Source organism: Bacillota bacterium, from assembly GCA_023511485.1.
GTDB lineage: Bacteria > Actinomycetota > Aquicultoria > Aquicultorales > Aquicultoraceae > CADDYS01.
The window spans coordinates 18,025-43,389 of sequence record JAIMBH010000016.1 but is presented as its reverse complement, the minus strand read 5'-3'; the positions used below and the strand labels follow the sequence as shown (position 1 = coordinate 43,389).

Below are 25,365 nucleotides of genomic sequence, written 5' to 3'. Positions count from 1 at the left end.
ATATGAGAGTTTATGAGCTGGCAAAGCAGATGGGAATATCCAGTGCAGAGCTTATAAATAAGCTTAAGACAGTAGGCGTTGACGTTAAAAGCCATGCTGCCTCAGTTGATCCAGAGGTAGTCAAGAAACTAGATGGTGCCCAGAGTGCCAGTTCGTCACCACGCGCAGAATCCAAGCCTAAGGGAACAGAAGCTAAGAAAACAGCAGTATCTAAAGGTGCCGCAAAACAGAGCAAGCCGGCGGCTAAGGCGGAGGGTAAACCAGCAAGTGGCAAAACAACGGATACAAAAACAAGTGGCCCTCAGCAAATGGATGCCAAGACTGCGGGTGGCAAGTCAAATGTGAAGGCACCGGCTGGCGCTATGCCTAAGAAAGTTCATAGTGGCGGCCCAGATAAGGATAGAACCATTTCAAAACGGCATAAGGTGCAACCTGAATCTACTAGGAGAGGCAGTACGGCAACGCATGCTGATGCTCAACCTGTAGTAGCCGAGGAGAAACCGGCTACCAAAATCCGGGTACCCCAAGCCGCAACAGTAAAGGAGTTTGCGCAGCTTGTTGGCAAAGAACCGAACGAATTAATTAAAATGCTCCTTAAGCTTGGCGAGCTGGTTACAATTAGCCAATCCTTGAGCCAGGAAGCCATGGAGGTTCTTGCGGATGAACTCGGATTTGAAATTGAGTTGGTAAGCCCCGAGGCAGTTGCTGAGAAAGAAGTCGAGGAAGACAATAAAGATAATCTTGTTCCAAGACCACCGGTTGTTACAGTCATGGGCCATGTCGACCACGGTAAAACATCGCTTCTTGATGCGATTAGAAAAACCGACGTTACCTCCGGCGAGGCGGGTGGTATCACGCAGCACATAGGTGCGTATCAGGTAGTTCTCAATAACCGCAAGATAACGTTCATAGATACGCCGGGCCACGAGGCCTTTACGGCAATGCGTGCGCGAGGTGCAAACGTAACCGATATTGTAGTGCTGGTGGTTGCTGCCGACGACGGTGTTATGCCACAAACGGTTGAGGCTATTAACCATGCAAAAGCCGCCGGGGTTCCAATAGTGGTTGCAGTAAACAAAATCGATAAATCGGGTGCCGACCCAACCAAGGTGCGCCAGGAGCTTACGGGCTATGGCCTGGTACCTGAAGAGTGGGGCGGCGATACCATTTTCGTTGATGTTTCGGCTAAGAAGCAAATAAACCTGGAAGAACTTTTGGAAATGATTCTTCTGGTGGCCGATGTTCAAGAGCTTAAGGGTAACCCAAACGCTCCAGGACGCGGAATCTGTATCGAGGCTAAGCTTGACCGTGGTAGGGGGCCTGTAGCCACTGTCCTTATCAATCGTGGCACTCTGCGCGTAGGCGACGCAGTCATAGCCGGTACGGCTTTTGGTAAGGTAAGGGCTATGAATGATGATAAAGGCCAATCTGTAAGAGAAGCCACACCAGCACAGCCCGTTGAGGTGATAGGACTTTCATCGCTTCCGCAGGCAGGCGAAGAGTTGAAGGTTGTCGAGGATGAAAAAACAGCCCGGCGCATAGCGGAGGAGAGAGCTCTAAAACGCCGCCTAATCGAACAGGAGAAAAGGCGCAGAATCACTCTTGAAGACCTGTTCGATAAAATCCAGGAGGGTGAGGTTAAGGAGCTTAACCTTGTTATAAAGGCTGACACACAAGGCTCTGTTGAGGCCTTAAAGGATGCGCTTTATAAGCTAAACACTAACGAGGTCAAAGTTCAGGTTATCCATACAGGTGTTGGCGGTATCTCTGAAACCGACGTGATGTTGGCAGCCGCATCGAACGCGATTGTAATCGGCTTTAATGTTAGACCCGATATTAACGCTACAGCAATGGCTGCTAAAGAAACAGTTGACATTAGAACCTATAGGGTAATTTACAAAGCGGTAGAGGATATAACAAGTGCCCTATCAGGCTTGCTTGCACCGGCAATTGATGAAGTAGATACCGGGCAGGCAGAAGTAAGGGCAACCTTTAAAGTTCCAAAGATGGGAATAATCGCAGGTTGTTACGTTCTCAATGGTGAAATTGATCGAAACGATAGAGTGCGCCTGGTCAGAGAAGGACAGGTCGTCTACGATGGCGGTATCGCGTCGCTAAGAAGATTTAAGGATGATGTTAAGAATGTTCGCGAGGGGTTTGAGTGCGGAATAGGACTTGAAAACTTCCAGGATATCAAAGTCGGCGATATAATTGAGACTTACAGGTTAGTTGAGAGAGAGCGTCATCTAGGTGAAGAATAATGGTGGTTGGGCTACTTAGGTTAGAGCTATTTATCCCAGCATCAAACTCCCTTAAAGAAAAAAGACATATCGTAAAAAGCATTATCGGAAAAGTCGAGAGCAAATATAATGTGTCTATCTCGGAGGTCGACAACCACGACCTTTGGCAGAGGGTAACCATCGGTATAGCCCATGTATCTGAGACCGGTGAACAAACGAAAAAAGTGCTGGATAATATAGATCGCTTCATTGAAGGTATGGATAAGGCAATTATCAGCGAAAGAGAGCTGTCTATTTTTGTACCTGAAAAATAGTTTTAGTCCAGGGCTGAAGTTTTATAGCTACTAAGCCCTGGACTTACTTATCTCGAAGATTTTAACGATTTGACGTTGCAGCGATTGATATCTATCATTCTGAGGCAAAATTCTGGCAAATTAGAATGAGGCGCCGGGGCTCTGAGCCAAGCCAATGGGAAAATAAAAGCTGGAGAGGGAAATCTAAGCTTAACGTCATAATTGTACTGATGCTGGTATTTTGCCAGCAGATAATGGTTAAATAAGGGTCTGTTAACGCATGAAAACGACGGGCTAAAACCAAGAAATCGCTAAAATTATTAATAATTTAAATGTCTTAACTTTTAATTCATAATCTACAAGGTGGTAAAGATGCAAACAGCGAGAGCCCAGCGTGTGGGTGAGCTTATTAAAAAAGAATTAAGCGATATCATAAAAAGAGAAATCAAGGATCCTCGGATTGGTTTCGTAACGATAACGGGTGTTGACGTTTCACCCGACCTCAGGCATGCCGATATCTTTATTAGTGTCTTAGGGTCCCGAAAAGCGAAGGAGGCCACATTAGAGGGTCTTCAAAGCTCTAGCGGCTTTTTAAGAAAGGAGCTTTCAAAGAGGATACGCACAAAACATTTTCCTGAGCTTAAATTTGCATTCGACCCTTCGATCGAAGCAGGAATGCGAATCGAAAAGATAATAAAGAAGCTTCACAAAAAAGAAGAGGAGACGCATGATTAAGGATTTAGAAAGAGCTGCCCAGGCGTTAAGGGAAGCTTCATCGGTTGTTGTAACCGTTCATACGCAGCCTGACGGGGATGCGCTCGGAAGCCTCCTTGCCATGTCCCGTTATCTGCTTAAGGCAGGTAAATCTGTATGTGCAACCTGGGGCGAGCAAATAAAGATACCTTCACACTATAAATGGCTGCCTGGTATAGATATTATCGTAGATGCGGCCAAATGTAGCGCTGCAGATATATTGTTGGTGCTTGACTGTGCGAATGCTCAAAGGCTTGGAACGCTTGAAGATAAACTGTCTAGTTTTAAGACAATTATAAATATCGACCATCATGTCGATAATTCAGGCTTCGGTGCAATTAATGTTCTTGATTTTAAAGCCGGTGCAACATGTGAAATTGTTTATAAGCTGCTGCGGCTCTTAGGCGCAGATATCGACCATGATATGGCGATTCAGCTTTATACCGGTATCGTAACTGATACCGGTAGATTTCAGTATCAAAACACCACCGCAGAGACCTTAAAAATCGCTGCCGATTTAATCGATCTTGGTGCGACGCCGAGCAGGGTGTTTGAGCAGGTTTACGAAAATATTTCCTTTTGTTCGCTAAAGCTACTTGCGAGAATACTTGAACGCGCAACCTTTGTTGAAGATACAAGGTTGATTTACTCATATATCCGGGATAGTGACCTTAAGCAGCTGGGTGCATCCATGGCAGATACAGAAGTATTTATTGATTATCTAAGAACAGCAAAAGAAGCCAACGTGGTTGCAATATTAAAGGAAACTCCAGAGGGCAAATACCGGATAAGCTTACGTTCTAAAGGGACAATCGATGTCGGAGCAATAGCCAGGTCTGGAGGGGGCGGTGGTCATCGCAATGCCGCTGGTCTTACGCTTGATAAAACAATAGAAGAAGCTGTTGAGTGGATAAATGAAAAAATTAAAGCACAAAGACCCGCTTCATCGGTAACAACTTAACATGAACGGCATACTTGTTGTTGATAAACCACCGGCAAAAACTTCCCACGATATCGTCGATTTTGTGAGAAAGGCAACCGGATTGCGAAAAGTTGGCCATACCGGCACGCTCGACCCTATGGCAACGGGCGTTTTGGTGCTGTTGCTGGGTCAAGCAACGCGAGTTGCGCAATTTCTGGAGCTTGAGCCAAAGGAGTATATCGCTGAGGCTGTATTCGGCATAAGAACAGATACACAAGACATAACCGGTAGAGTCATTCAAGATATTGAGGGCAGAACAAACCCTGAAGCAATTAGGGCAATCATCCCTGAATTCTCCGGCGAGATCAGCCAGGTTCCCCCTATGGTTTCAGCGGTAAAGATTGGTGGAAAACCTTTATATAAGCTTGCCAGGCAGGGCAAGGAGATTGAACGTCCTCAAAGAAAGGTATTCATATACAGGCTTGAGATGGTTGATTTTTTCGAAAAAGACAATAGAGACCATGCCGTATTTCATGTCATCTGCTCTGGGGGAACCTATATCCGCACCCTCGTTAATGATATCGGGGAAAGACTAGGGCTGGGAGCAACGCTTGCAGCGCTCAGACGCACTCGAGTTGGCAGCTTTGACCTATCTGAAGCTTTAAGTTTTGATGGTGAGGTTAGTAAAGACAGGCTAGCCAGGCACTTGATCAGTCTAGATGACGCCCTAAGGCATTTGCCCGAGGTTATTGCACGTGAAGATGCTAAAGGCATAATATTAAATGGCGGGATTATTTCAGGCCAACAGATTAAAAAACATCCCAATGCAGCCGCCTACAATGAATTTGTAAGGATAAAAAGTATGGATAGTTCCTTACTCGCTATCGGAAAGATAGCTAAAACAAATGGCATTGCGATAAAGCCAAAGGTAGTATTTAAGCTAAAGGAAATTAATTAAAGCTGAAAAGGCTGCCTGCAATCGCCCGCAGGTATAGGCAAGAAGGGGTAAAGCAGCAAACTGTGGAAATTATCAGAGGCATTGAAAATATCAATTGCATAGATGGGAAAACAGCGGTAACCATCGGCGTATTTGATGGCGTCCATATCGGACACCAGACTATAATACGGATGGCCGTTGATTTCGCAAAGATGATAAACGGTAAGAGCGTCGTCGTCACGTTTGAGCCTCATCCGCTCGCAGTTCTACGCCCTGATAGCGCACCGCCGCTTCTTACAGCAACGGACCTAAAGGCAGATTATATCGAGAAACTCGGCGTAGATTTTATGCTGGTCATTCCGTTTAGCAGAGAAGTCGCAAATATGAATGCGGAAGAATTTGTCGATCGCATTCTGCTAGAAAAGCTCCATGCGGCTTATGTTGTTGTCGGAGAAGATTTCTCCTTTGGTAGGAACCGGCGGGGCACGATTGAATTTCTGAACTTGTACGGCGGCCCCAAAGGCTTGGAAGTAATAGCAGTACCGCATATCAAGAAGGATAACATTATAATAAGCAGTACTGAGGTCAGGGAGCGCCTACAAAAGGGCGACATCTCAAGCGTTAGGGAACTTACCGGCAGATTCCCTAGATTTCGCGGCAAGGTAGTGCATGGTTTTGGCCGCGGCGGTACCGCTGTAGGCTTTCCAACAGCAAACGTAGAAAGAATTTATAATGAACTTTTGCCTAAGGCAGGCGTTTATGCTGGTTATGCTTGGGTAGATGATAGCAGGCTGCCGTGCGTAGTTGATATTGGCTGGTCACCAACATTTGGCGACCTAAAAAAGCCGGAAATACACGTTCACATCCTCGGTTTTAAAAGGGATATCTATGGGAAGAGAATTGATGTAGAACTTATTAGCAGGCTAAGAGATGAGATGACATTCAGCGGAATTGACGAACTTAAGAAGCAAATCGAAGCAGACATTAAGCAGGCAGAGGAATTGCTTGCCCATGACCCACTATAGTTCGTTTACGCTGGACATCCTTTATGCTAATATAAGTTGTAATAATTATTACCTTTAACTAGGTTGACCGCTTCACCAACGGCTACTTGGTTTATGGTGCATAAAATAAGGAGGTGAAACCATGGCTTTAGAAAAAGCTATTAAAAGCGATATCATCAACGAGTACAAAACGCACGAAGGGGACACAGGTTCCCCAGAGGTTCAAATCGCTATTCTCACAAGGCGAATCAACGACCTTACTGAGCATCTCAAGGAGCACAAAAAGGATCATCATTCCCGCCGTGGTCTTTTGAAGATGGTAGGTCGACGCAGAAGATTATTGAATTACCTTAAGAGCAAAGATATTGAGAGATATAGAACGCTAATCTCAAAACTAGGCTTAAGGGCCTAAATAAGGGAAGTTTTTTCGGGCAGCCACAGGGCTGCCCGATGCTGTGTTGCGCAGCCTAAGAATGAAAGTCCTCTAGAAGGCCAGTACCACGCAGGGCTAGAGTGTTGGTCGGCCAAGAGGCCAAAGGGGAATAATGGATTAAAATAACATATTATTCCACTTTTGACCTATTGGCGGACCCGCATATCTAGATCCTTGTCTCGGTAGCCTTCTGGACTAAGCATTTTCGCGCTGTGCTAAGTATTGTATTCATAATACACGACCAGGAGGTCAAATAATGGAATCTAATCAATCAAGAGAAATTGTGACGCAAGAATTTGAGATAGGGGGCAAGACTATATCATTCGAGTCCGGGCTCTTGGCTCGGCAAGCCGACGGGGCGGTGGTTGTTCGGATGGGTGAGACTGTGGTTCTTGTTACGGCCGTTATCGCTGAGGAACCGGCTGAAGGAAGAGATTTTCTGCCGCTAACTGTTGATGTTGATGAGAAGATGTATGCGGCAGGTAAAATTCCCGGTGGATTTATTAAGAGAGAAGGTCGCCCAAGCGAAAAAGCTACGCTTTCTGCAAGACTAATCGATAGGCCGCTTAGGCCTTCGTTCCCAAAAGGATTTTTTAACGATATCCAAATATTGGCAACTATTCTCTCTGTCGATTTTAAAAATCAGCCGGATATCCTGGCGTTAAACGGAGCTTCAATGGCGCTTCTTCTTACCAACGCACCATTTAATGGCCCTGTTGCCGGAGTAAGAATTGGAAGAGTAGGTGGCAACTGGGTTATTAACCCAACCTTCGAAGAACTCGCAGAAAGCGACCTTGATATGGTCGTTGCCGGAAACCGCAATGCCATCCTCATGGTAGAAGCGGGAGCGAATGAAGTTAGCGAACAGACCGTAGTCGAGGCACTCGATGCTGCGCATAAGGCAATCAAAGAGCTTTGCGACTTCCAGGAACGTTTCAAAGATGCTTATCTAAAAGTGAACCCAGCACCGGAAAAAGTCATTGCATTGCCCGTTGAAGACCTGACGTATGAGGAAATAGAGAAAAGGATCAGGGAGTTTGCAACCGGTAAACTAAGGGAGGCACTTAAAAATCCAGACAAACTTGCCCGCGAGAGGCAGGAAGACCTGATTGAAGATGAAACGATTGAAGAGCTTGAATCAATTATCGAAGACAAAGTTGACTTTGTCTCTAAAGTTCTTGCAAAAATAAGAAAAGAAGAGATGCGCCGCATGATTATTGAGGAAGGCAGGCGCGCTGATGGGCGTACCCCGACTGAGATCAGGCCATTACTTATCAAGGCTGGCGTTTTGCCAAGACCACACGGCTCAGGTCTCTTTACCAGAGGCCAAACCCAGGTACTCTCAGTCTTAACCCTGGGAACCGTTAGGGAAGAGCAGATGATCGATGGGCTTGGCATAGAAGAGTCCAAGCGTTATATGCACCACTACAACTTTCCACCTTTTTCGACAGGTGAGATAGGCTTCCTTAGAGGGCCAAAAAGGCGTGAAATAGGGCATGGGGCGCTTGCTGAGAGAGCTTTGCTGCCAGTTATCCCTAAAGAGGATGAATTTCCATACACGATACGTATTGTATCCGAGGTACTTGAATCGAACGGCTCCTCATCAATGGCCAGCGTTTGCGGAAGTACACTTGCTCTGATGGATGCAGGAGTACCGATCAAAGCCCCTGTTGCTGGTATAGCCATGGGGCTTATCAAGGAAGGGGACAAAGTCGTGATCCTTACCGATATTCTTGGTTTGGAAGATGCGCTTGGCGATATGGATTTTAAGGTTGCCGGCACTTCAAAGGGCATCACAGCGCTTCAGATGGATATGAAGGTAGAAGGCGTGGGAAGCGATATATTGTCAAGAGCGCTTGACCAGGCTCGCGAGGCCAGGCTGTACATCCTGGATAGAATCCTCGAGGTCATCCCGGAGCCAAGAAGCGAAATGTCAAAATATGCTCCGCGCATTATTACCGTCAAGATACCGCAGGAGAAAATTGGTGACCTTATCGGTCCGAAAGGCAAAAATATACGCGGAATTATCGAAGAAGTCGGTCCAAGCGTCGTAACTATAGACATCGAGGAGGACGGCACGGTCTTCATTGCATCCACTGACGGGCCAGCAGGCGAGCGTGCAAGAGAGCTTGTAGAAGCCTATACCAAAGAGCCAAAAGTAGGCGAGCAATATATGGGAACAGTTACAAAGACTACCGGCTTTGGGGCCTTTGTAGAGATACTGCCTGGTAAAGAAGGGCTTGTCCATATATCACGGCTGACCAAAAGACGCATACCAACCGTCGAGTCGGTGGTTAACGTTGGCGACAAAATTCTCGTTGAAGTTATTGATATAGATAAGCAGGGCAAGATAAGCCTGCAGGCTTTAAACCTTGAGTATAAAGGATAGCAGCAGAAGGTATAGAAATGCCGGGATTCCAAAATGCCAAAGCACCAAAGTTAGCAAATAAAGACATTGGCAATTTGCCACATCAGGATTTCGGCACCTACCTTCGGTAAGTAAGTAAACTTTTATCAAGAGGAAATAGTATGGCAAAAGACAAGTTTTTCGAAAGAACAACTCTTCCCAGCGGTATAACAGTTGTTACCGAGAAAATGCCGCAAGTACGCTCTGTAGCCATCGGTATTTGGCTGGGCGTAGGTTCAAGAGATGAGAGGGATCCCATTAACGGCATGTCGCATTTTATCGAGCATTTACTGTTTAAGGGAACGAAAACTAGATCGGCAAAGGATATTTCTGAGGCATTTGACACACTTGGCGGTGAACTTAACGCATTTACGGCAAAAGAATACACATGCTACTATACCCGGCTCCTTGACGAGCATGTGCCTAAGGGTGTTGAGATACTGGCCGATATGATACAAAACCCGCGCTTTGAGGCAAGCGATATCGATTTTGAGCGAAAGGTGGTGCTCGAAGAGATAAACCTGCACGAGGACAGCCCCGATGAGCGAATTCATGACCTCTTTGCCCAATCGCTTTGGGCAGATCATCCATTGGGTAAGCCGATTCTTGGCCATGTCGAGACCATGAAGAACATCTCCAGAGAAGACATACTCGAGTATTATGATAACGAGTATGTGTCAAGGAATATTGTTGTTGCCGCTGCAGGTAATATCGACCATAACAAAATGGTCGATCTGATCGAGCAGCACTTTACCAAGAAAGGCGGCGAAAAACCGCAGCGCAAAGAGTTCATACCGCATGTTGAAAAAAAGATTGATGTATTCACTAAACAAACAGAGCAGGCTCATATAGTGTTTGGAACCGAAGCTATATCCGCAAGCGATGATAGAAGGTTTGCCCTCTCTATCTTGGATAATATACTTGGCGGAGGTATGAGCTCACGTCTCTTTCAGGAAATAAGGGAGAAGAGGGGGCTAGCATACTCTGCGTACTCATATCACTCGCTTTATACAGAAACAGGATTTTTAGCCGCCTATGCTGGCACTGCCCCTAATAACGCAGAACAAGTCATAAGAGTAATGCAGGAGCAGTTTAACAATATTAGCGAAGGTGGCTTAACCGATCAGGAGATGTACAGGGCTAAGGAACATCTCAAAGGGCAACTCGTTCTGGGACTTGAGAGCACAGGAAGGCGGATGACCAGACTCGGCAAACTTGAGATAACAAAAGGAGAGATACTCTCTCTTGATGACCTGGTAGAACGAATAAATAGTGTTACGAGAGACGCAGTTACTGAGCTTGCGAAAGAGATTTTTAAGCCTGAGAAGATGGTCTTAACAGTCATCGGCCCATTTGAAATAGGCAGCCTAGCGCACTTGGTCGCGTGAGAACCTTATGTCACTCCTATATAATATCTGTTACATGCTAACGTAATCAGGCCGCAGAAAACCCAATAATCGGGAATATATTCATTTTTTAAGTTGTTTATTCAAACGTTTTTTGGGTATGCTATAGAAAATAAGGTTCTTTAGCGCAAGGAGGGTTAACCAAGTGGCCGTGAACTCATCTACTGAAAATTTGCGTGACCTTGTAAACTATCAAACCAAAGCCGTTGCTTCCCACTACGACCTCCCGCCGAAGTTTTTTGCAGGCTTTTTAGGACCTCGGATGGCATATTCCTGCGCCTACTTTACGGATGAGAATAATACCCTTGATGAAGCTGAGGAAAATAAGCTATTGCTAACTGCAAAGAAGCTTGAATTAAAGCCCGGTGAGCTAGTTCTGGATATTGGTTGCGGTTGGGGCAGTTTCATGTTCTATGCTGCCGAAAAATTCGGATGCCGTACGGTGGGAATTACGCTGTCAAGCGAGCAAGCCGTCTTTGTCAACGAAGTAGCCGCGCAAAAAGGCTTAGCTGACCAGGTGCAAGCAAGGGTCCTACATGTCTATGAACTTGACTACCCAAATAATTATTTCAATAAGATAGTCACCATAGGCGCAATAGAGCATATGGACGACCTGCATATGGTTTTTTCAAAAAGCGCCAATGTTTTAAAAGACGATGGGTTATTCCTTGTTCATGGTATGACCAAGCCCTGGCCAGACAGAGAAGAAGAGCTGCGAGGCATTACCTCAGAGGTAGGAGAGATGGTCAAAGAGCATTTCGGTGTTGGATACTGGAAGAGCCTATGGGAAGTTATGGAGGCACTTGAAAAGAGCGGCTTTGAGATATTAGACCACGAAAACATAACTCGCCACTACCAGCTGACCGTTGAGAGATGGCTGGAGAGGCTGCAGGAGAACGAAGAAGCTTTAGTAGATAAGGTAATCCCAGAAGAAAAATACCGAGAGTTTCTGATTTTCATGGCCGGATATATAGTAGGCTTCGAGACAAGCCATACACTGTGTAATCAAATCCTCTGCCGTAAAATAGCTTGCGGCGAGCTACGTCCAGCCCTGCCCTTAACGAGAGAGCGTATGATTATCTAACCGAGAGGGGAAAGATGATGCGGGAGAAACTTACAGCTAGTTATGTTTTTGACCACATGGTCCCTAAGATTTTAACGGAGCAGCCTGACATTGCTCAAAGAGTAAAAGCAGTCCTCGGAATAGAAATCCTAGGCGAATCAGGTGGATATTGGACCATTGACCTTACTGATGAACCCAAGGTAGAGCGCGGCAAGACAAAGGAGCCTAAATGTATGTTGAGCGCGCATGCCAACGATTTTGAAGAGCTCATTTCCAACGGCAGTGTACGCGCCGCTCTTGACGCGTTTAAGAAAAAACGTATACAGGCAAAAGGGCACCTGCCGACAATCTTAAAGCTCGAGAGACTACTCATGGCTATGGTAAATAACCGTTAGAATAATTAAGGCAACCCCAGAATTTTATGTAAAAACCCAATAGAAGTTCTTTGGCTCTTTGGCCGCCACAAGAGCAGCTAAACTAAAACTTGTTTTGACTTCGCCTTCTTTTTAATTGTCCATCGGGCGTTTGCAATTTGGCATTATAGGTATTTCATTGGATCAACCGGCGTTCCATTTAATCTTATCTCAAAGTGCAGATGCGGGCCGGTTGAGAGACCTGTTGACCCTGAGCGTGCAATAACCTGACCCTGAGATACGTATTGACCAACCGACACAAGCAACGCAGAATTGTGTCCATAAAGAGTGGATATGCCTCCTCCATGCGATATCACCACTGCATTCCCGTATCCACCCATCCAGCCGGCCATTATGACCGTACCCGAAGCCGATGCATGAACCAAAGTCCCGGTGGGCACGCCAATATCTATTCCTGTATGCATCCTTGAATAACCAAGAACCGGATGGAATCTCATGCCAAAACCTGATGTGATAGGACCGGATGCAGGATAAATAAACCGTGCTGTCTGCTGCCTAGAAGAGACAGAGCCCGCGGAAGGGGAGAGACTTTTAGCCGCCTCCTTAGTTGTGGCTTTAGCAGGACTACTTGCTACAGAAGCCGCCACAGCTGATGCCTGTCTTTGTCTTTCAAGTTCTTTTTGCCGTTGAATTTCTTGTTGTCTTTGAAGTTCTTTTTGCCGAGCAATCTCCTCAGCCTCGAGCGTTCTTATCTGGTTAGCTATCATATTAGACGAGGCAACAAGCATTTCTTCAGCCTGCTCCAGTGCAACTTTGTTTCTTTGCGCCTGGGAAAATAACTCCTGCTGTCGCTGTTGCTGCTCCTGGAGTTCCCTTTGCTTGCCAGCTACTTTATTTTTCGCCTCAGCTATTTGTTCCTCTTTTTTGATAAGAACAAGACGTTGGTCTTCAACAAGTCTTTTCTGTTCGCCGATTTGAGTAACTTTATCTGAAGTCTGCTTCTCCAAATACTTTATTTCTTTTACCAGGTGTCCATCACTTTCGGCAATTGTACCAAGGAGAAGCGTGCGCTCTATAAAGTCCCTGAAGTCCCGGGAGTTTAAAATAACTGCTACGATTTGTATGCCCCTGTTCTTATAAGTCCCAATCAGGCGACTATTAAAAACTGCACGCCGTTCGGCAAGTTTCTTCCGATTGGCAACAAGCTGAGCCTGTGTCGCTTCAAGGGTTTCTTGGATCTCTTTTAGCTTGGCCTCAGCATCTTTTCTCTCTTTAGTAGTTTGATCCAGCTTTTCTTGAAGTGTATTTACCTCGGATTGAAGGCTTGCAATTTTTTGATCGTTTTGCTTGATCGCTTCCAGTATTTCCGCCTGTTGCTTAGCAATAGCAGTTTGCGTGCTCTTGTTTGCCTCAATCTTTGTCTGAACGTCCTTGAGTTCTTCACGTTTGCTATCAAGCTGTGACGCAAATACTGTAGTTGGAGTTGGCAACACGAGGGTAAGCACTAGTACAGTTACTATAAGAATTTTTAAGCGATTAATCCTATAAAAAGCCACCATACAAGTTCATGATTTAAGCAGCATGCGCAGAAGAGGTCAACTAACTAAGATACGAATTGATCGCTCTTTAACTATGTAATCAGGCACTATAAATATCTGTTATATTATAAATTTTTAACAAAAGTAAACGGTTGATTTTAAACCACAAGCCCTTATTCTTTGCTGTCTGCCAGTTCAAGATGCGCAAACGGCGCTTCTGCTACGCCAATACGCTCCCGCAATCTATCAAAGGCCAGATAAAGAACCGGCACTACAACTAACGTTAAAAAAGTAGATGTTAACAGCCCACCGATTACCACCGTAGCTAGCGGGGCAGATATAACACCGCCTTCTGTCTTGCTTACAGCCATCGGAATAAGCGCAAGAATAGTTGCAAGCGCTGTCATGAGAATCGGCCTCATCCTGGTTGAACCAGCTTGCACAAGCGCGTCATAAGCGGTATAGCCCTTGGCACGAAGCTGCTGGACCAAATCTAACAACACTATTGCATTAGTCACGACTATTCCAACAAGCATCAATACTCCGATAAGCGAAGGCATACCTAGTTCACGCCCGGTCACGAACAGTGCAATCACCGCACCGATAACTGCCAGGGGCAGGGAGAACATCATTGTAAACGGGTGCAGCAGCGACCTGAACGTAGCGACCATAACTATATAGACCAGAACTATAGCAACGATAAGCGCCACCGCCATAGACGAGAACCCTTCTTCCATCATAGTTGTTACCCCTCCAACTGTGGCAATAGCACCGGATGGAAGGTTTGCTGACTTAACCGCTTCTTTGACATCCCTTGAGGCCTGGCCGGTATTTTTAATGACAGGCTCCATTGTCAAAGTAGCCGACCGCTCCTGGTCTATGCGGGTAATATTTACAGGGCCGGTCGCCATCCTAACATTTGCGACCGAGTCAAGTCGAATCGTGCCTTCAATAGGCGACACAATGGGCAAGGAGGCCAGTGTATCCCTATCTTTTACCTTTTCTTTATCAATGCGAACATAGACATCCGTTGATACGCCTTTATTTTCAATAGTTGTTGCGTTTTCGCCATTTACAGCCCCTCGAACCGCAGCCGCTACCTGCACAGCGGTAAGTCCTTTCTTCATTGCTTCGACTTCATTTACTTCGACCCAAAGCTCAGGCTTTGATTCGGATAGATTGCTTTTTATGTTCGCTACGGACTTTACATCGGCAAGCTTTCTCATAAGTGCGTCGTTTGCTTTTTTTAGCTCATCGTAGGAATTAGCCGCTATGTTGACCTGGATAGTGCTACTCATACCCGCGATATCATCTGCGCCTGAGACGGCGATTTTTGCCGGCGTGCTGATATCTTTTACCTTGGTGCGCAAGTCCTTTACGATCTCATTTTTGCGGTCTTTATATGCTCCTTTTACGGTTGCAAATATGGTGCCGCTATCGCTACCGCCACCGCTGGCGAAAGCTCCCTGGGCGGCACCCACCGAAGTCCTAAACGAATCAATACGATTATCCTTAGCAAGAATATCCTCAATCTTTGCGGCTACATCTGATGTTGCCTTGAGTGATGTTCCAACCGGCATCTCAATGCTTATATTAATCGATCCCTTGTTTGGCGCGGATATGAAGTTCCTTGGCACATAAGGCAGCAGGACTATGCTTGCAGCAAAAAGCGCAAGCGATGCAGTCACCACAAAAGCCTTGTGGCCAAGGGACCACTTCAGCACTTTTGTATAGGTTGCCTTTAAAATACCATCCTCTTTTGCCCGGCCTATATTCCTGCGAGACATAAACTTTGCAGCCAAAACTGGAACCACGGTGACCGCAACCAGAAGCGATGCGAGAAGCGTTAACGTAACCGTGTAAGCAAATGGCCTGAAAAGTTCACCGACAAATCCCTTGACAAATCCGAGAGGCAAGAACACCGCGACAGTTGTTATCGTTGAAGCCGTGATTGCTCTTGCTACCTCACCTGTGCCTTTAATAATAGTAGTCATTCGTTTCTCTTGTGTTGTTTGCATATGACGGAATATGTTCTCAAGAACAACAATGCTGTCGTCTACGACCCGCCCGATAGCTATCGTGATTCCACCAAGTGTAAATATGTTAAGCGAAATGTCTGCAAGATAAAGAAATACTAGCCCAATAATGACAGAGAGCGGAATAGATATCGCAGAAACCAAAGTCGACCTGATATTGCGCAGGAAGAAGAAAATGACAAGTACGGCAAATAGCGCGCCGAGCAATCCCTCACGGATCATCCCGTTTAAGGCATTCTTTATGTAATCAGCTTGATTGTTAGAGATAAGGATTTTGGTGCCGCTACCTGCACGTCTCTCAAGTTCAGGAATTTTCTTGGCAACTGCGTCGGATACGGCTACAGTATTCTGCTTGGATCCTTTCTTTATATCTATACCAATGCTTGGCCTTCCGTTGGTGCGGTAGATTGATGAGCCCCGGTCGTATACCTCATCGACTTTGGCTATATCTTTTAAGTAGACAATTTTTAAGGGAACATTTTTGATAGAACTTCCAAGCGTGCCCATGGATCCGCCAGGCATAGAGCCCATAGAGTTAAACCCACCCATGCCACTGTCTGCGACAGCAATCACACGCCCATTTGGAGGCATGTAACCACCAACCTGGTATTTGGTATCTCCAGAAGCCGGGTTAGCTCTCATGCTTGTTGGTTGTTGCGTCCCTTGCGTAGCGCCGGCTGGTGGATATGCGCCGGCTGGTGGATATGCGCCAGCCTGATTTTTCATCGCATTTTCAATCATTTTTTGTATCTGCTGCATCAGTATCTTTTGCTGCGCCTCAAATGCCTTCTGCATTGCCTGCTGCTGGGCCCTGGTGGCCTTTTTTACTCCATCCTCTTGCAACTGCTTTACTTTCTCTTCGTCAGCCCCAACCGAGACGATTAAGTTCTCAAGATCTGACCTGGTCTTGATGCGGCTCATTGTCTGGATCGGGATGCTTTTGGTATCGATATCAAGTGTACCGCCAGGAATAGTAAGGTTGTTTGCTTTGAGTACCTGCACTACCTGGCTACTTGTTAGTTTGTTCTCTTTAAGCTTGTCCGGATCGATAGTAACTTCATAGCGCTTCTGCGCAAGGCCTCTGATATCAACCGAAGCAACACCGGGTATTTTCTCGATTTCCGGCTTTATAATCTCTTTTACAATCCTGCTTGTTTCCTCCTGATTGCCTGCCGAGGTTACGCTCAGCGACATAACCGGCGCATCGTTCATGTTAAACCGAGCGATTTTTGGATCCATGATGGTATCAGGTAGGTCGCCTTTGATCCTGTTTATCTCGGTGGTTATTTTTTGCTCCATGTCCTCCATATCCGTGCCATAGTTAAATTCTGCGATAACAATTGACACGTTTTCATTTGACACAGAGCTCATCGTATCCAAAGCAGGCATAGAACTAATCGCTTCTTCGATAGGTTTTGTGACATCATGTGCAACTGCATCAGGTGAAGCATTTGGGTAAACCGTTACTATCGAGACAACTGGCGGGGCAATCTCGGGCAAAAAGTCGATTCCAAGCCTGGGGATAGCATAAGCACCGGCCAGCAATACAAGCCCTGTTAAAAGAAAAATTATAGGAACATTCTTAAGAGAAAGTTTGGTCAACAATAAACTCATCCTCCTGCGCGTTCTGCTCTTAATGTGAAGCGGTGTTTGTCACCCTAACCAGCCCGTTAATATCTAAATCTTTTAATGTTTGCTCTAGCTTGCCAATAATTGCTATAAGTGATAGCGCTTCTTCTTTTGATAGGGAAGAGAATAGTCCTTCCATAAGCGCTTTGCGCCTGTGCTTTATAATCTCAACCATATTTTGTGCCTTTCTCGTCAGATTTACCAAGACGACTCTTCGATCTTTGCTATCGTTTGTTCTTTCTAACAAGCCCTGCATCACAAGTGAATCGACAAGTTGAGTTATCGCCCCTGGCGAGATGCTTAACTCCGCAGCCAAATCACTCATTTTGCATTGGCCTCTGCAGTCTATAAACACCAGAAGGCCTGCTTGGTGATGCCCTAAAGAAATGTCTTTATAAAGCCCAGACCAGACCTGCATAAACGTCTGCATAAACCCTGGTATGCTTCCGCAATGCTCATCACAAAATTTCGCGGCTTCTGCTTTATTCATGTGGCCCTCCAGGTTATCAACCCTATCACCCATGCACTTTAGAACTTTGGCATATAAACAGCCGATTGCAAGCTATTACAATATTTTAGTTACTAAAATATTTATCCTCTAAAAGTTATAATAAGCTAACCGACCTGTCAATTACTACATTGGGTTGGCATATTTAACTGAGTTGCCTTTCAGATCAAACACAGAGCTTGAATACGGTTTTATATGGCCTTATCTACTTGAAACTGCTAAAATAATTACTGTTTAAAAACAGTAGATAAATAGCTGGGTAAAGCGAGCCAGAATTAGCCTCGCCAAAGAAGTAAACTAAAGAGATTTCTATCTGAAAGGATAAACGAAGTATGATAAAGGTTCTTGTTGCAGGTGCGGCCGGCAAGATGGGCAAAGAAATATGTAAGGCGGTACTGGACGATCCCGATACCGAGTTGGCCGGCGCAATAGATGTTGCAGATGTTGGAAAAGATATCGGCGAACTATTAGGAAGGTCTCCGATTGGAATTAAAATAACGGGCTTGAAAAAAGCTCTCTCCACGGCAAAAGCCGATGTTATGGTAGATTTTACCTATGCCGGTGCGGTTATGGAAAACGTAAGAGCTGCCGCAGGGAAAGGAATTCATCTCGTAATCGGCACAACAGGGCTTACAGAAGACGACAAGGCAGAGATAAAAAAGCTTTGCTCTGAAAACAACGTGCACGCAATAATTGCCGCAAATTTTGCTATCGGTGCGGTTCTTATGATGAAATTTGCCGAGATTGCAGCAAGGTATATGAACCGTGCTGAGATAATTGAGCTTCACCACGACCAGAAGAAAGACGCGCCTTCTGGGACATCGCTTGAAACAGCAAAGAGAATCGCTCAAAAGATTAAACCACCAAAAGTTAAATCAGGGGAAATTGTCAAAGGTGCACTCGGTGCAGAATATGATAATGTCCACATACACAGTGTCCGCCTGCCTGGTTTTGTAGCGCATCAAGAAGTGATCTTCGGCGGAGTAGGACAGGCTTTATCTATAAGGCACGATTCGATAGACCGCACTTCGTTTATGCCCGGCGTTCTCATGGCAATCAAAGCGGTATCTGAGTATCCGGGGGTCACCATTGGCTTGGACAAAATTATGGATCTGTAACCTGGCTAGATTTAAAATTTAATACCCTCTGCAGACCCTTACCGAGCATTGGCACATTTACTGGCCCAAACCTCGGTGCTTTATCCCTGGTGTTTTATTCTGCTTGATATGTACACGCTCGTTATGAGAAAATTAAATGATATTTAATTTATTGTGATTTTTCTAGGAGTGATTACAGCCCGAATGGCTAAAAATAATCATAGCAACAGACCCAAGATCCGCCTGATTCCATTGGGCGGTTTGGGTGAAGTCGGCAAGAACATGTTTGTAGTTGAGGCCGATGATGACATACTTGTTATAGACGCCGGCTTGATGTTCCCCGAAGACGAGATGCTCGGAATCGACCTGGTTTTACCTGACTTCTCCTACTTACGCAAGAACAAAGAAAAGGTGCGGGGCATAGTCCTGACGCATGGTCACGAGGACCATGTCGGTGCACTGCCTTATCTATTAAAAGAGATAAACACCAAAGTCTATGGAACACGCCTTACCCTTGGAATCATAAAACCCAAGCTCGAGGAATTTAATCTTGCTAAAAGCACCAGGTTAATCGAGATACACCCGAAGAACGCCGTAAACATCGGATGTTTTAGGCTTGAATTTTTCCGGATGAGCCACTCGATTCCTGACGGAGTTGGTCTCGCAATTCATACGCCGGTTGGTTTGATCATACACTCAGGTGACTTCAAGTTAGACCAGACACCGATAGATGGCAATGTAATAGAGTTTGATAAACTATCCTCTTACCGCGAAAAGGGAGTACTTGCTTTACTATCCGATAGCACAAACGCAGAATCAGAAGGCTACACACCATCAGAGCGAGTGGTAGGCGAAAACCTTCGGAAGATTTTTGAAAGAGCAAAAGGAAGAGTGGTTGTAGCAAGCTTTGCATCGCATATCCACCGCATACAGCAAGTAATAGATACCGCTCATAGATTTGGCCGCAAGGTTGCCGTTACCGGAAAGAGCATGGCAAATAACATCGAAATCGCTGCCGAGCTGGGCTACTTAAGGCTTCCCAAGAAAATCATGATTCATCCGGCTGAGATGAAGAAATTTGCACCGAAACAGATCTGCGTACTCTCAACAGGCAGTCAGGGTGAACCATTGTCGGCCCTTGCCAGAATGGCAAACCATGAGCATAAGTGGATAGACATTGAGGAAGGCGATACCGTTATCATCTCGGCAAGCGCCGTGCCTGGCAACGAAAAGTCGATATTCCAGACAATAGATAGGCTTTTCAGGTGTGGAGCCGATGTCTATTACGAGTCAATATCGGGCGTCCACGTATCAGGGCATGGTGCCCAAGAAGAGCTCAAGTTGCTCATCAACTTAGTTAAGCCCAAATATTTCATACCGGTCCACGGTGAGTACCGGCATCTCAAGCACCATGCGTCGCTTGCACTTGATCTGGGTATTCCAAAAAGCAATATCTTTATTGCAAGCAATGGAGATGTCATCGAGTTTGACGGAAATGGCACTGCCAAGATGAAGGAACGGGTAACAGCTGGGGCCGTCCTTGTCGATGGCTTAGGCGTTGGAGACATAGGCGATATAGTCTTAAGAGACAGGCAGCAGCTGGCCAGCGATGGAATCTTAATTGTCGTTGTAACCATAGATAAACAAACAGGACAGCTTGTAACCGGCCCTGACCTAGTAACGCGCGGCTTTGTTTACGTGAAAGAATCCGGCGAACTATTGGATGGAGCAAGGGAGCACGTTGTCTCAACTCTAGAGAGAACTGCTGCTGATTCAATAACGGACTGGGCAGTGCTAAAAGCGGACGTAAGAAGAGCTTTAGGTTCTTACATTTATGATCAGATTAAGCGCAGACCGATGATTATGCCAATTATCGTAGAAATTTAAATACATCAAAATTCCAGGGGCCGATGTCTTTCTATTCTATTTTATTTCTTGACTTCGGCACCTTTGCACTCCGTAAAAGCAATCGACTAACAGAAAGGCGGCAATGAATTTATTACAGGCGATAGTTCTAGGTATTGTTCAGGGGCTTACTGAGTTCCTACCGATTAGCAGTTCAGCGCATCTGGTCCTGTTTCCATCCTACCTTGGCTGGAATATAAGTGCTGAGCAAAACATATCCTTCTACGTAGTCGTCCACCTGGGGACATTGCTAGCAGTTCTATCCTTCTTCTATTCGGATATTAAAAAGCTAATAATCGGTCTATTCAAAAGTATAGGCACGCGCAAGTTAGGAAATGACCCCCATGCGAGGCTTGCATGGTTTTTAATTATTGGAACCTTGCCTGCAGGAGTCGTCTATATTCTGATCAAAAAACTTCTGGAGAATACGCTTGAATCTCCGGTACTGGTAAGCATATTTCTGCTCGTAACAGGAGTTTTGCTTATCTCTAGCGAATTGCTAGGAAAGAGAAAAGCCGCCGCTAAAGACATGCGCCTTTCTGATGTGCTTTTTATTGGTTTTACCCAGGGTCTATCGATACTGCCAGGTATTTCAAGGTCGGGCAGTACTATTGCGGCCGGTCTTTTTAGGGGCCTTACCAGGGAGGAGGCAGCAAGATTTTCGTTCCTTCTCTCGATCCCGGCGATTATTGCAGGCGCAGTTGAGGATATGAAGGGGCTCATGGATGCGACGTCGCACATAAGCAGTGCGATGATACTTATCGCAGGATTTATCGCAGCCTCAGTAACCGGATACTTGGCAATTAAGTACTTTATAGATTATCTTAAAAAACATAGCCTTTATGTTTTTGCCCTATATTGCTTTGTTGTCGGAACGTTAACATTGGTTTTAGCAGCTTTTAAAGTTATAAGATAGGTGAAATCGTGCCAAAAACGACAAACCAGACGCAGAAGTATTCCGAACACCTTGAGGAAATCTACGGCATAGCGATGATATCCGTAGGTGCACTTGTTCTTGTTAGCCTCTTTTCCAGTTCGTCCGGGATTGCTGGGCGTCTGCTCGCACAGACCTTTATGTGGCTCTTTGGCATTGTGCGCTACTTCGTCCCGTTCGGTATGATTGCAGCCGGCCTTGTTCTGATGACCGGCAGGGTCAAAATGAAATCCGAGATGACGGCAATTGGGGGGGCGCTGTCTTTTTTGAGCCTCCTCGCAATAATTCATTTACGGGTGCCGCTTGATAAGCAGTTTGCACAGCCAAGTTTGTTTGAGCACGGAGGTATCTTAGGAGCCGGCATTTCTTACGTTATACGCTTCTTATTTGCCGATGTTGGCGCATATATCATTTTTAGCTCGCTTATCTTGATCGGTATAGTTATGGCTACAGGTATATCCATAGGTAACCTCATTAACTCAGCGGCTGAAATGGTACAAGAAGCAGGAGCAAGGATCGATGAAAAGATAAGAATCAAGCGTGAGCAGCAGGCTAGTCAGAAAAAAACTGGCAAAAAGAAAAGAACAGAAATAAAAACACCGGTCATGGCGAATTCGGAAGAGGATCAATACGAATCCGAGCCCGAGCCGGAACCGGGGCCCGAGCCGGAACCGGAGCGAAAAGCCCCAGTAATTGTAGACAATACTTTGCTTACCAAGCCTACAACACAGCTTAAAATAGACATAGATAAGGAACTTGAGGGAGCGACCACATACCTTTTGCCGTCAACAGACCTGCTAAAGAGAACATCAGGTAGCGGTGGACTAAAGAGCCATAAGGGAGTTAAAGAAAATAGCCAGGCGCTCGAGCGTGTCTTAAGCGACTTTGAAGTTGATGCCCATGTAACTAAGGTTATCAAAGGACCAACGGTGACCCGTTATGAACTGCAGCTCGCTTCAGGCGTCAAGGTCAACAGTGTGCTTAACCTCTCTGATGACATCGCGCTTGCATTGGCAACTGCAGATGTGCGCATACTTGCTCCGATTCCAGGTAAGTCTGCAATTGGAATTGAAGTACCAAACCAGTATCGTGAGATAGTAACGCTCGGTGATATATTAAATACAGAGGAATTCCAAAAGCAGAAAAGCATTCTTACTATAGGAATTGGCAAGGATATTTCTGGCAATCCTATACTTGCAGATATCGGTGATATGCCGCACCTTCTCATTGCAGGAGCCACCGGCTCGGGTAAAAGCGTCTGTGTTAATACCATCTTAATGTCGATGCTGATGCGTGCTAAGCCCGACCAGGTAAAGATGATTCTTATCGACCCGAAGAGAGTCGAGTTAAACCTTTATGCCGACATACCGCATCTTGTGACACCGGTTATAACCAACCCTAAGCAGGCGGCAACAGCCTTAATGTGGGCTGTGGGAGAGATGGAGGATAGGTTCCAGGTGTTGTCTGAAGTCGGTGCACGAAACATTGACCAGTATAACGCAATAATAAGTAAGCAAAAAGGTGAAGAAATTCCGCTTATGCCTTATATGCTAATAGTTATCGACGAGCTAGCAGATCTTATGATGGTCGCTGCTGGGGAGGTTGAAGATGCAATATGCCGCATTGCACAGCTTGCCCGAGCGGTAGGAATACACCTGATAGTTGCAACGCAAAGACCATCGACTGACATCATTACTGGCCTTATTAAGGCGAATATAACGCATCGCATAGCTTTTGCAGTGTCATCACAAATCGACTCGAGAGTCATACTGGATACACCTGGGGCCGAGAAATTGGTCGGCAAGGGCGACATGCTTTACTCAACGCCGGTATATTCGAAGCCGCTTCGTATTCAGGGAGCGTTTGTAACCGAGCAGGAGATTGAACTAGTTACAACCTACTGCAAAAAGCAGGCAAAGCCCGAATACAGACAAGAAATCTTTGAAGATAAACGTTCGCAATACGGCTTTGACTACGACGACCCCATGTTTGATGACGCAGTAAAAATTGTTGTTAATGCGGGCCAGGCATCAGTATCAATGCTTCAGCGTAGGCTTCGCCTCGGATATTCAAGAGCCGCACGGCTTATAGATATGATGGAAGCAAAAGGCATAGTCGGGTCTTATGAGGGGAGCAAACCCAGGGCTGTCCTGATTACACCTGAAGAATATGATGAGCTGATGGCAAAGGAGGAGAACTAAGGTCGTTTAAGCGCGTGCTTTTTAAATCATTGTAATTATGTTAAGTTAAGAATTAAGTTCTGCTCTAATATGCAACTGTAAGCTCACCTGCGGAGGTAAATCGATGTACAATGAGTCAATCGGGCATATTTTATCTGAAGCTCGACACAGGGCAGGAAAAAGCATTAAAGAGGTCGAGTTTGATACAAAAATAAGAGCTAAGTTCATAGAGTCTTTAGAGAAAGACGATTTCGACAACCTGCCGTCCAGTATATACACACAAGGTTTCATAAAGACTTATGCGAATTATTTAGGAATCGACCACATACCTCTCATCCAGCAGTATCGCGGTCTCTACGCATACAAAGACGAAAGCGATCTCTCGTCACTCTCATCAAATATCAGGGTCAAAAGCAAAAAAAGACCCGCATGGTTTAAGCCTGCAGTCGGCATAGGCGCAATAGCGGTATTGTTTATTTCACTGATTGTTTGGGGCGCCTATCAGCAATTCGTCTCTAAAGAACCGAAAATGGTCGTCCAGGAAGTAAAAACCAAAAAGACTGTGCCAACTACAGTAGCCGCCACAACAGTAACCACTCAAGCGCCGGCAAAATTGGGCGTTAATGACGGCAAGCTTGACGTTATCATAAAAGTAACCGGTATAGGCGACACGGGTTCGTGGACTAAGGCTTTTGTAGATGATAAGAAAGCCTTTGAAGGCATAATCCATAAAGGAGAAACTAAACAGTTTAAGGGTGATTCAAGTGTTCGCTTAAGAATAGGGAATGTAACCAACGTCGAGATAATTTACAACGGGAAGAAGATTACAAGCGCTGATTACAAAACTGTTAATGGTATTTTTGACCAAACGTTTACCGCAGATAAAACCTCAGGTAAAACAACTACAACTAGAGGCAGCTCGTCAACGGAAAAGACATCTTCCACGATAACTGCAAAGACCACGAGCAAAACGACTACGACTACAAAGCCATAAACGGAGGTTGGCAGCAAGTGGCAAAAGATAACTCGTTTGATATAGTTTCGACCGTAAATCTGCAAGAAATAGATAACGCAATAAATCAAGCCAACAAGGAAATATCGACAAGGTATGACTTCAAGAACTCTAAAAGCAAGGTCTACTGGAGCAAAAATGAAGGCCAGATCACTATTGAGGCCGATGATGATTACAAGCTAAGAAGCGTGCAAGATGTTCTTCACACCAAGCTGGTGCGCCGGGGCATTGACCTGAAAGCCCTTCATTATAAGAAACCCGAACCGGCATCCGGTGGAACCCTTCGCCAAACAGTTAATATCATCCAAGGCATCGATGCGGATAAAGGCCGTGAAATCAACAAATTCATAAAGAACCTAAAATTTAAAGTCCAGGTCGCTATAGAAGGGGACAAGGTCAGAGTTAGCGCCAAAAGTAAAGATGACCTGCAAAAAGTCATCCGGGCCGTCAGAGAACATGACTTCGGTGTACCGCTGCAGTTTACAAACTACAGGTAGCCGTGAGCTGTAAATAAAATCCGCCTGCAGAAGTCAAACAATAAAATTCTTATCTTCTTGCCGCAGTAAGTCGAGAATTGATTACATAACGTAACCAAAGCTAGACCGTTTAACCATACACACCTTCCGCGATTGGGTTATCTTTGAAATGCCCCTCTCTTGATATCCAACTGGCAAACAGGAATAGGTATCTGTCT

At 45.5% G+C, this 25,365-nt stretch carries 20 protein-coding genes; 17 read left to right on the top strand and 3 right to left on the bottom strand.

Annotation, left to right across the window (positions count from 1 at the left end):
* Positions 1-2 precede the first annotated feature (2 nt).
* The 11 genes from infB (at position 3) to K6T91_06810 (ending at position 11,853) form a co-directional block, all read left to right on the top strand.
* Entirely contained in the window at positions 3-2,261 is a 2,259-nt protein-coding gene (gene infB, locus K6T91_06860; protein ID MCL6472520.1) for a translation initiation factor IF-2, read from the top strand.
* Positions 2,261-2,554 (top strand): DUF503 domain-containing protein, encoded by a 294-nt coding sequence (locus K6T91_06855; protein MCL6472519.1) that lies wholly within the window; start codon positions 2,261-2,263, stop codon positions 2,552-2,554. Before infB ends, K6T91_06855 begins: the two co-directional genes overlap by 1 nt.
* A gap of 351 nt (positions 2,555-2,905) precedes the next feature.
* Positions 2,906-3,268 carry a 30S ribosome-binding factor RbfA gene (rbfA, locus tag K6T91_06850; protein ID MCL6472518.1) on the top strand — a complete coding sequence of 121 codons (363 nt, stop codon included), beginning with the start codon at positions 2,906-2,908 and terminating at the stop codon, positions 3,266-3,268.
* Positions 3,261-4,247 (top strand): bifunctional oligoribonuclease/PAP phosphatase NrnA, encoded by a 987-nt coding sequence (locus K6T91_06845; protein ID MCL6472517.1) that lies wholly within the window; start codon positions 3,261-3,263, stop codon positions 4,245-4,247. Before rbfA ends, K6T91_06845 begins: the two co-directional genes overlap by 8 nt.
* A 1-nt stretch (position 4,248) precedes the next feature.
* The gene (gene truB / locus K6T91_06840) at positions 4,249-5,166 is read left to right on the top strand and encodes a tRNA pseudouridine(55) synthase TruB (GenBank protein ID MCL6472516.1); all 918 of its coding nucleotides are present in this window, start codon (positions 4,249-4,251) and stop codon (positions 5,164-5,166) included.
* 62 nt (positions 5,167-5,228) lie between these two features.
* Positions 5,229-6,170, top strand: a complete 942-nt coding sequence (locus K6T91_06835) for a bifunctional riboflavin kinase/FAD synthetase (GenBank protein MCL6472515.1) — start codon at positions 5,229-5,231, stop codon at positions 6,168-6,170.
* A 121-nt stretch (positions 6,171-6,291) separates the two neighbouring features.
* Positions 6,292-6,561: a 30S ribosomal protein S15 gene (rpsO, locus tag K6T91_06830; GenBank protein MCL6472514.1), complete on the top strand. Its 270-nt coding sequence runs from the start codon at positions 6,292-6,294 to the stop codon at positions 6,559-6,561.
* A 277-nt stretch (positions 6,562-6,838) separates the two neighbouring features.
* Positions 6,839-8,971 (top strand): polyribonucleotide nucleotidyltransferase, encoded by a 2,133-nt coding sequence (locus K6T91_06825; protein ID MCL6472513.1) that lies wholly within the window; start codon positions 6,839-6,841, stop codon positions 8,969-8,971.
* A gap of 140 nt (positions 8,972-9,111) precedes the next feature.
* A complete protein-coding gene (locus K6T91_06820) occupies positions 9,112-10,377 on the top strand; it encodes an insulinase family protein (protein MCL6472512.1) in 1,266 nt (421 codons plus the stop codon).
* A 163-nt stretch (positions 10,378-10,540) separates the two neighbouring features.
* Positions 10,541-11,479: a class I SAM-dependent methyltransferase gene (locus tag K6T91_06815; protein MCL6472511.1), complete on the top strand. Its 939-nt coding sequence runs from the start codon at positions 10,541-10,543 to the stop codon at positions 11,477-11,479.
* A 14-nt stretch (positions 11,480-11,493) separates the two neighbouring features.
* Positions 11,494-11,853 (top strand): SCP2 sterol-binding domain-containing protein, encoded by a 360-nt coding sequence (locus K6T91_06810; GenBank protein MCL6472510.1) that lies wholly within the window; start codon positions 11,494-11,496, stop codon positions 11,851-11,853.
* 143 nt (positions 11,854-11,996) lie between these two features.
* Here K6T91_06810 and K6T91_06805 read toward each other — a convergent pair whose 3' ends face one another.
* From K6T91_06805 to K6T91_06795, 3 genes are all read right to left on the bottom strand, one after another.
* Entirely contained in the window at positions 11,997-13,391 is a 1,395-nt protein-coding gene (locus K6T91_06805; GenBank protein ID MCL6472509.1) for a peptidoglycan DD-metalloendopeptidase family protein, read from the bottom strand.
* 152 nt (positions 13,392-13,543) lie between these two features.
* Positions 13,544-17,020, bottom strand: a complete 3,477-nt coding sequence (locus K6T91_06800; protein ID MCL6472508.1) for an efflux RND transporter permease subunit — start codon at positions 17,018-17,020, stop codon at positions 13,544-13,546.
* Positions 17,021-17,039: 19 nt separating this feature from the next.
* Positions 17,040-17,525 (bottom strand): MarR family winged helix-turn-helix transcriptional regulator, encoded by a 486-nt coding sequence (locus K6T91_06795; protein MCL6472507.1) that lies wholly within the window; start codon positions 17,523-17,525, stop codon positions 17,040-17,042.
* 350 nt (positions 17,526-17,875) lie between these two features.
* Between K6T91_06795 and dapB the strand changes: the two genes are divergently transcribed.
* From dapB to K6T91_06765, 6 genes are all read left to right on the top strand, one after another.
* Positions 17,876-18,661, top strand: coding sequence for a 4-hydroxy-tetrahydrodipicolinate reductase (gene dapB / locus K6T91_06790; GenBank protein ID MCL6472506.1), 786 nt, complete (start codon positions 17,876-17,878; stop codon positions 18,659-18,661).
* A 183-nt stretch (positions 18,662-18,844) separates the two neighbouring features.
* The gene (locus K6T91_06785) at positions 18,845-20,527 is read left to right on the top strand and encodes a ribonuclease J (protein MCL6472505.1); all 1,683 of its coding nucleotides are present in this window, start codon (positions 18,845-18,847) and stop codon (positions 20,525-20,527) included.
* Between the two features lie 103 nt (positions 20,528-20,630).
* Positions 20,631-21,461, top strand: coding sequence for an undecaprenyl-diphosphatase UppP (gene uppP, locus K6T91_06780; GenBank protein ID MCL6472504.1), 831 nt, complete (start codon positions 20,631-20,633; stop codon positions 21,459-21,461).
* A gap of 8 nt (positions 21,462-21,469) precedes the next feature.
* Entirely contained in the window at positions 21,470-23,680 is a 2,211-nt protein-coding gene (locus tag K6T91_06775; protein ID MCL6472503.1) for a DNA translocase FtsK, read from the top strand.
* 103 nt (positions 23,681-23,783) lie between these two features.
* On the top strand, positions 23,784-24,653 hold the full coding sequence (locus K6T91_06770; GenBank protein MCL6472502.1) for a DUF4115 domain-containing protein: 870 nt from the start codon (positions 23,784-23,786) through the stop codon (positions 24,651-24,653).
* Between the two features lie 17 nt (positions 24,654-24,670).
* Complete coding sequence (locus K6T91_06765) at positions 24,671-25,168, top strand: YajQ family cyclic di-GMP-binding protein (GenBank protein MCL6472501.1); 498 nt, start codon at positions 24,671-24,673, stop codon at positions 25,166-25,168.
* Positions 25,169-25,365 lie beyond the last annotated feature (197 nt).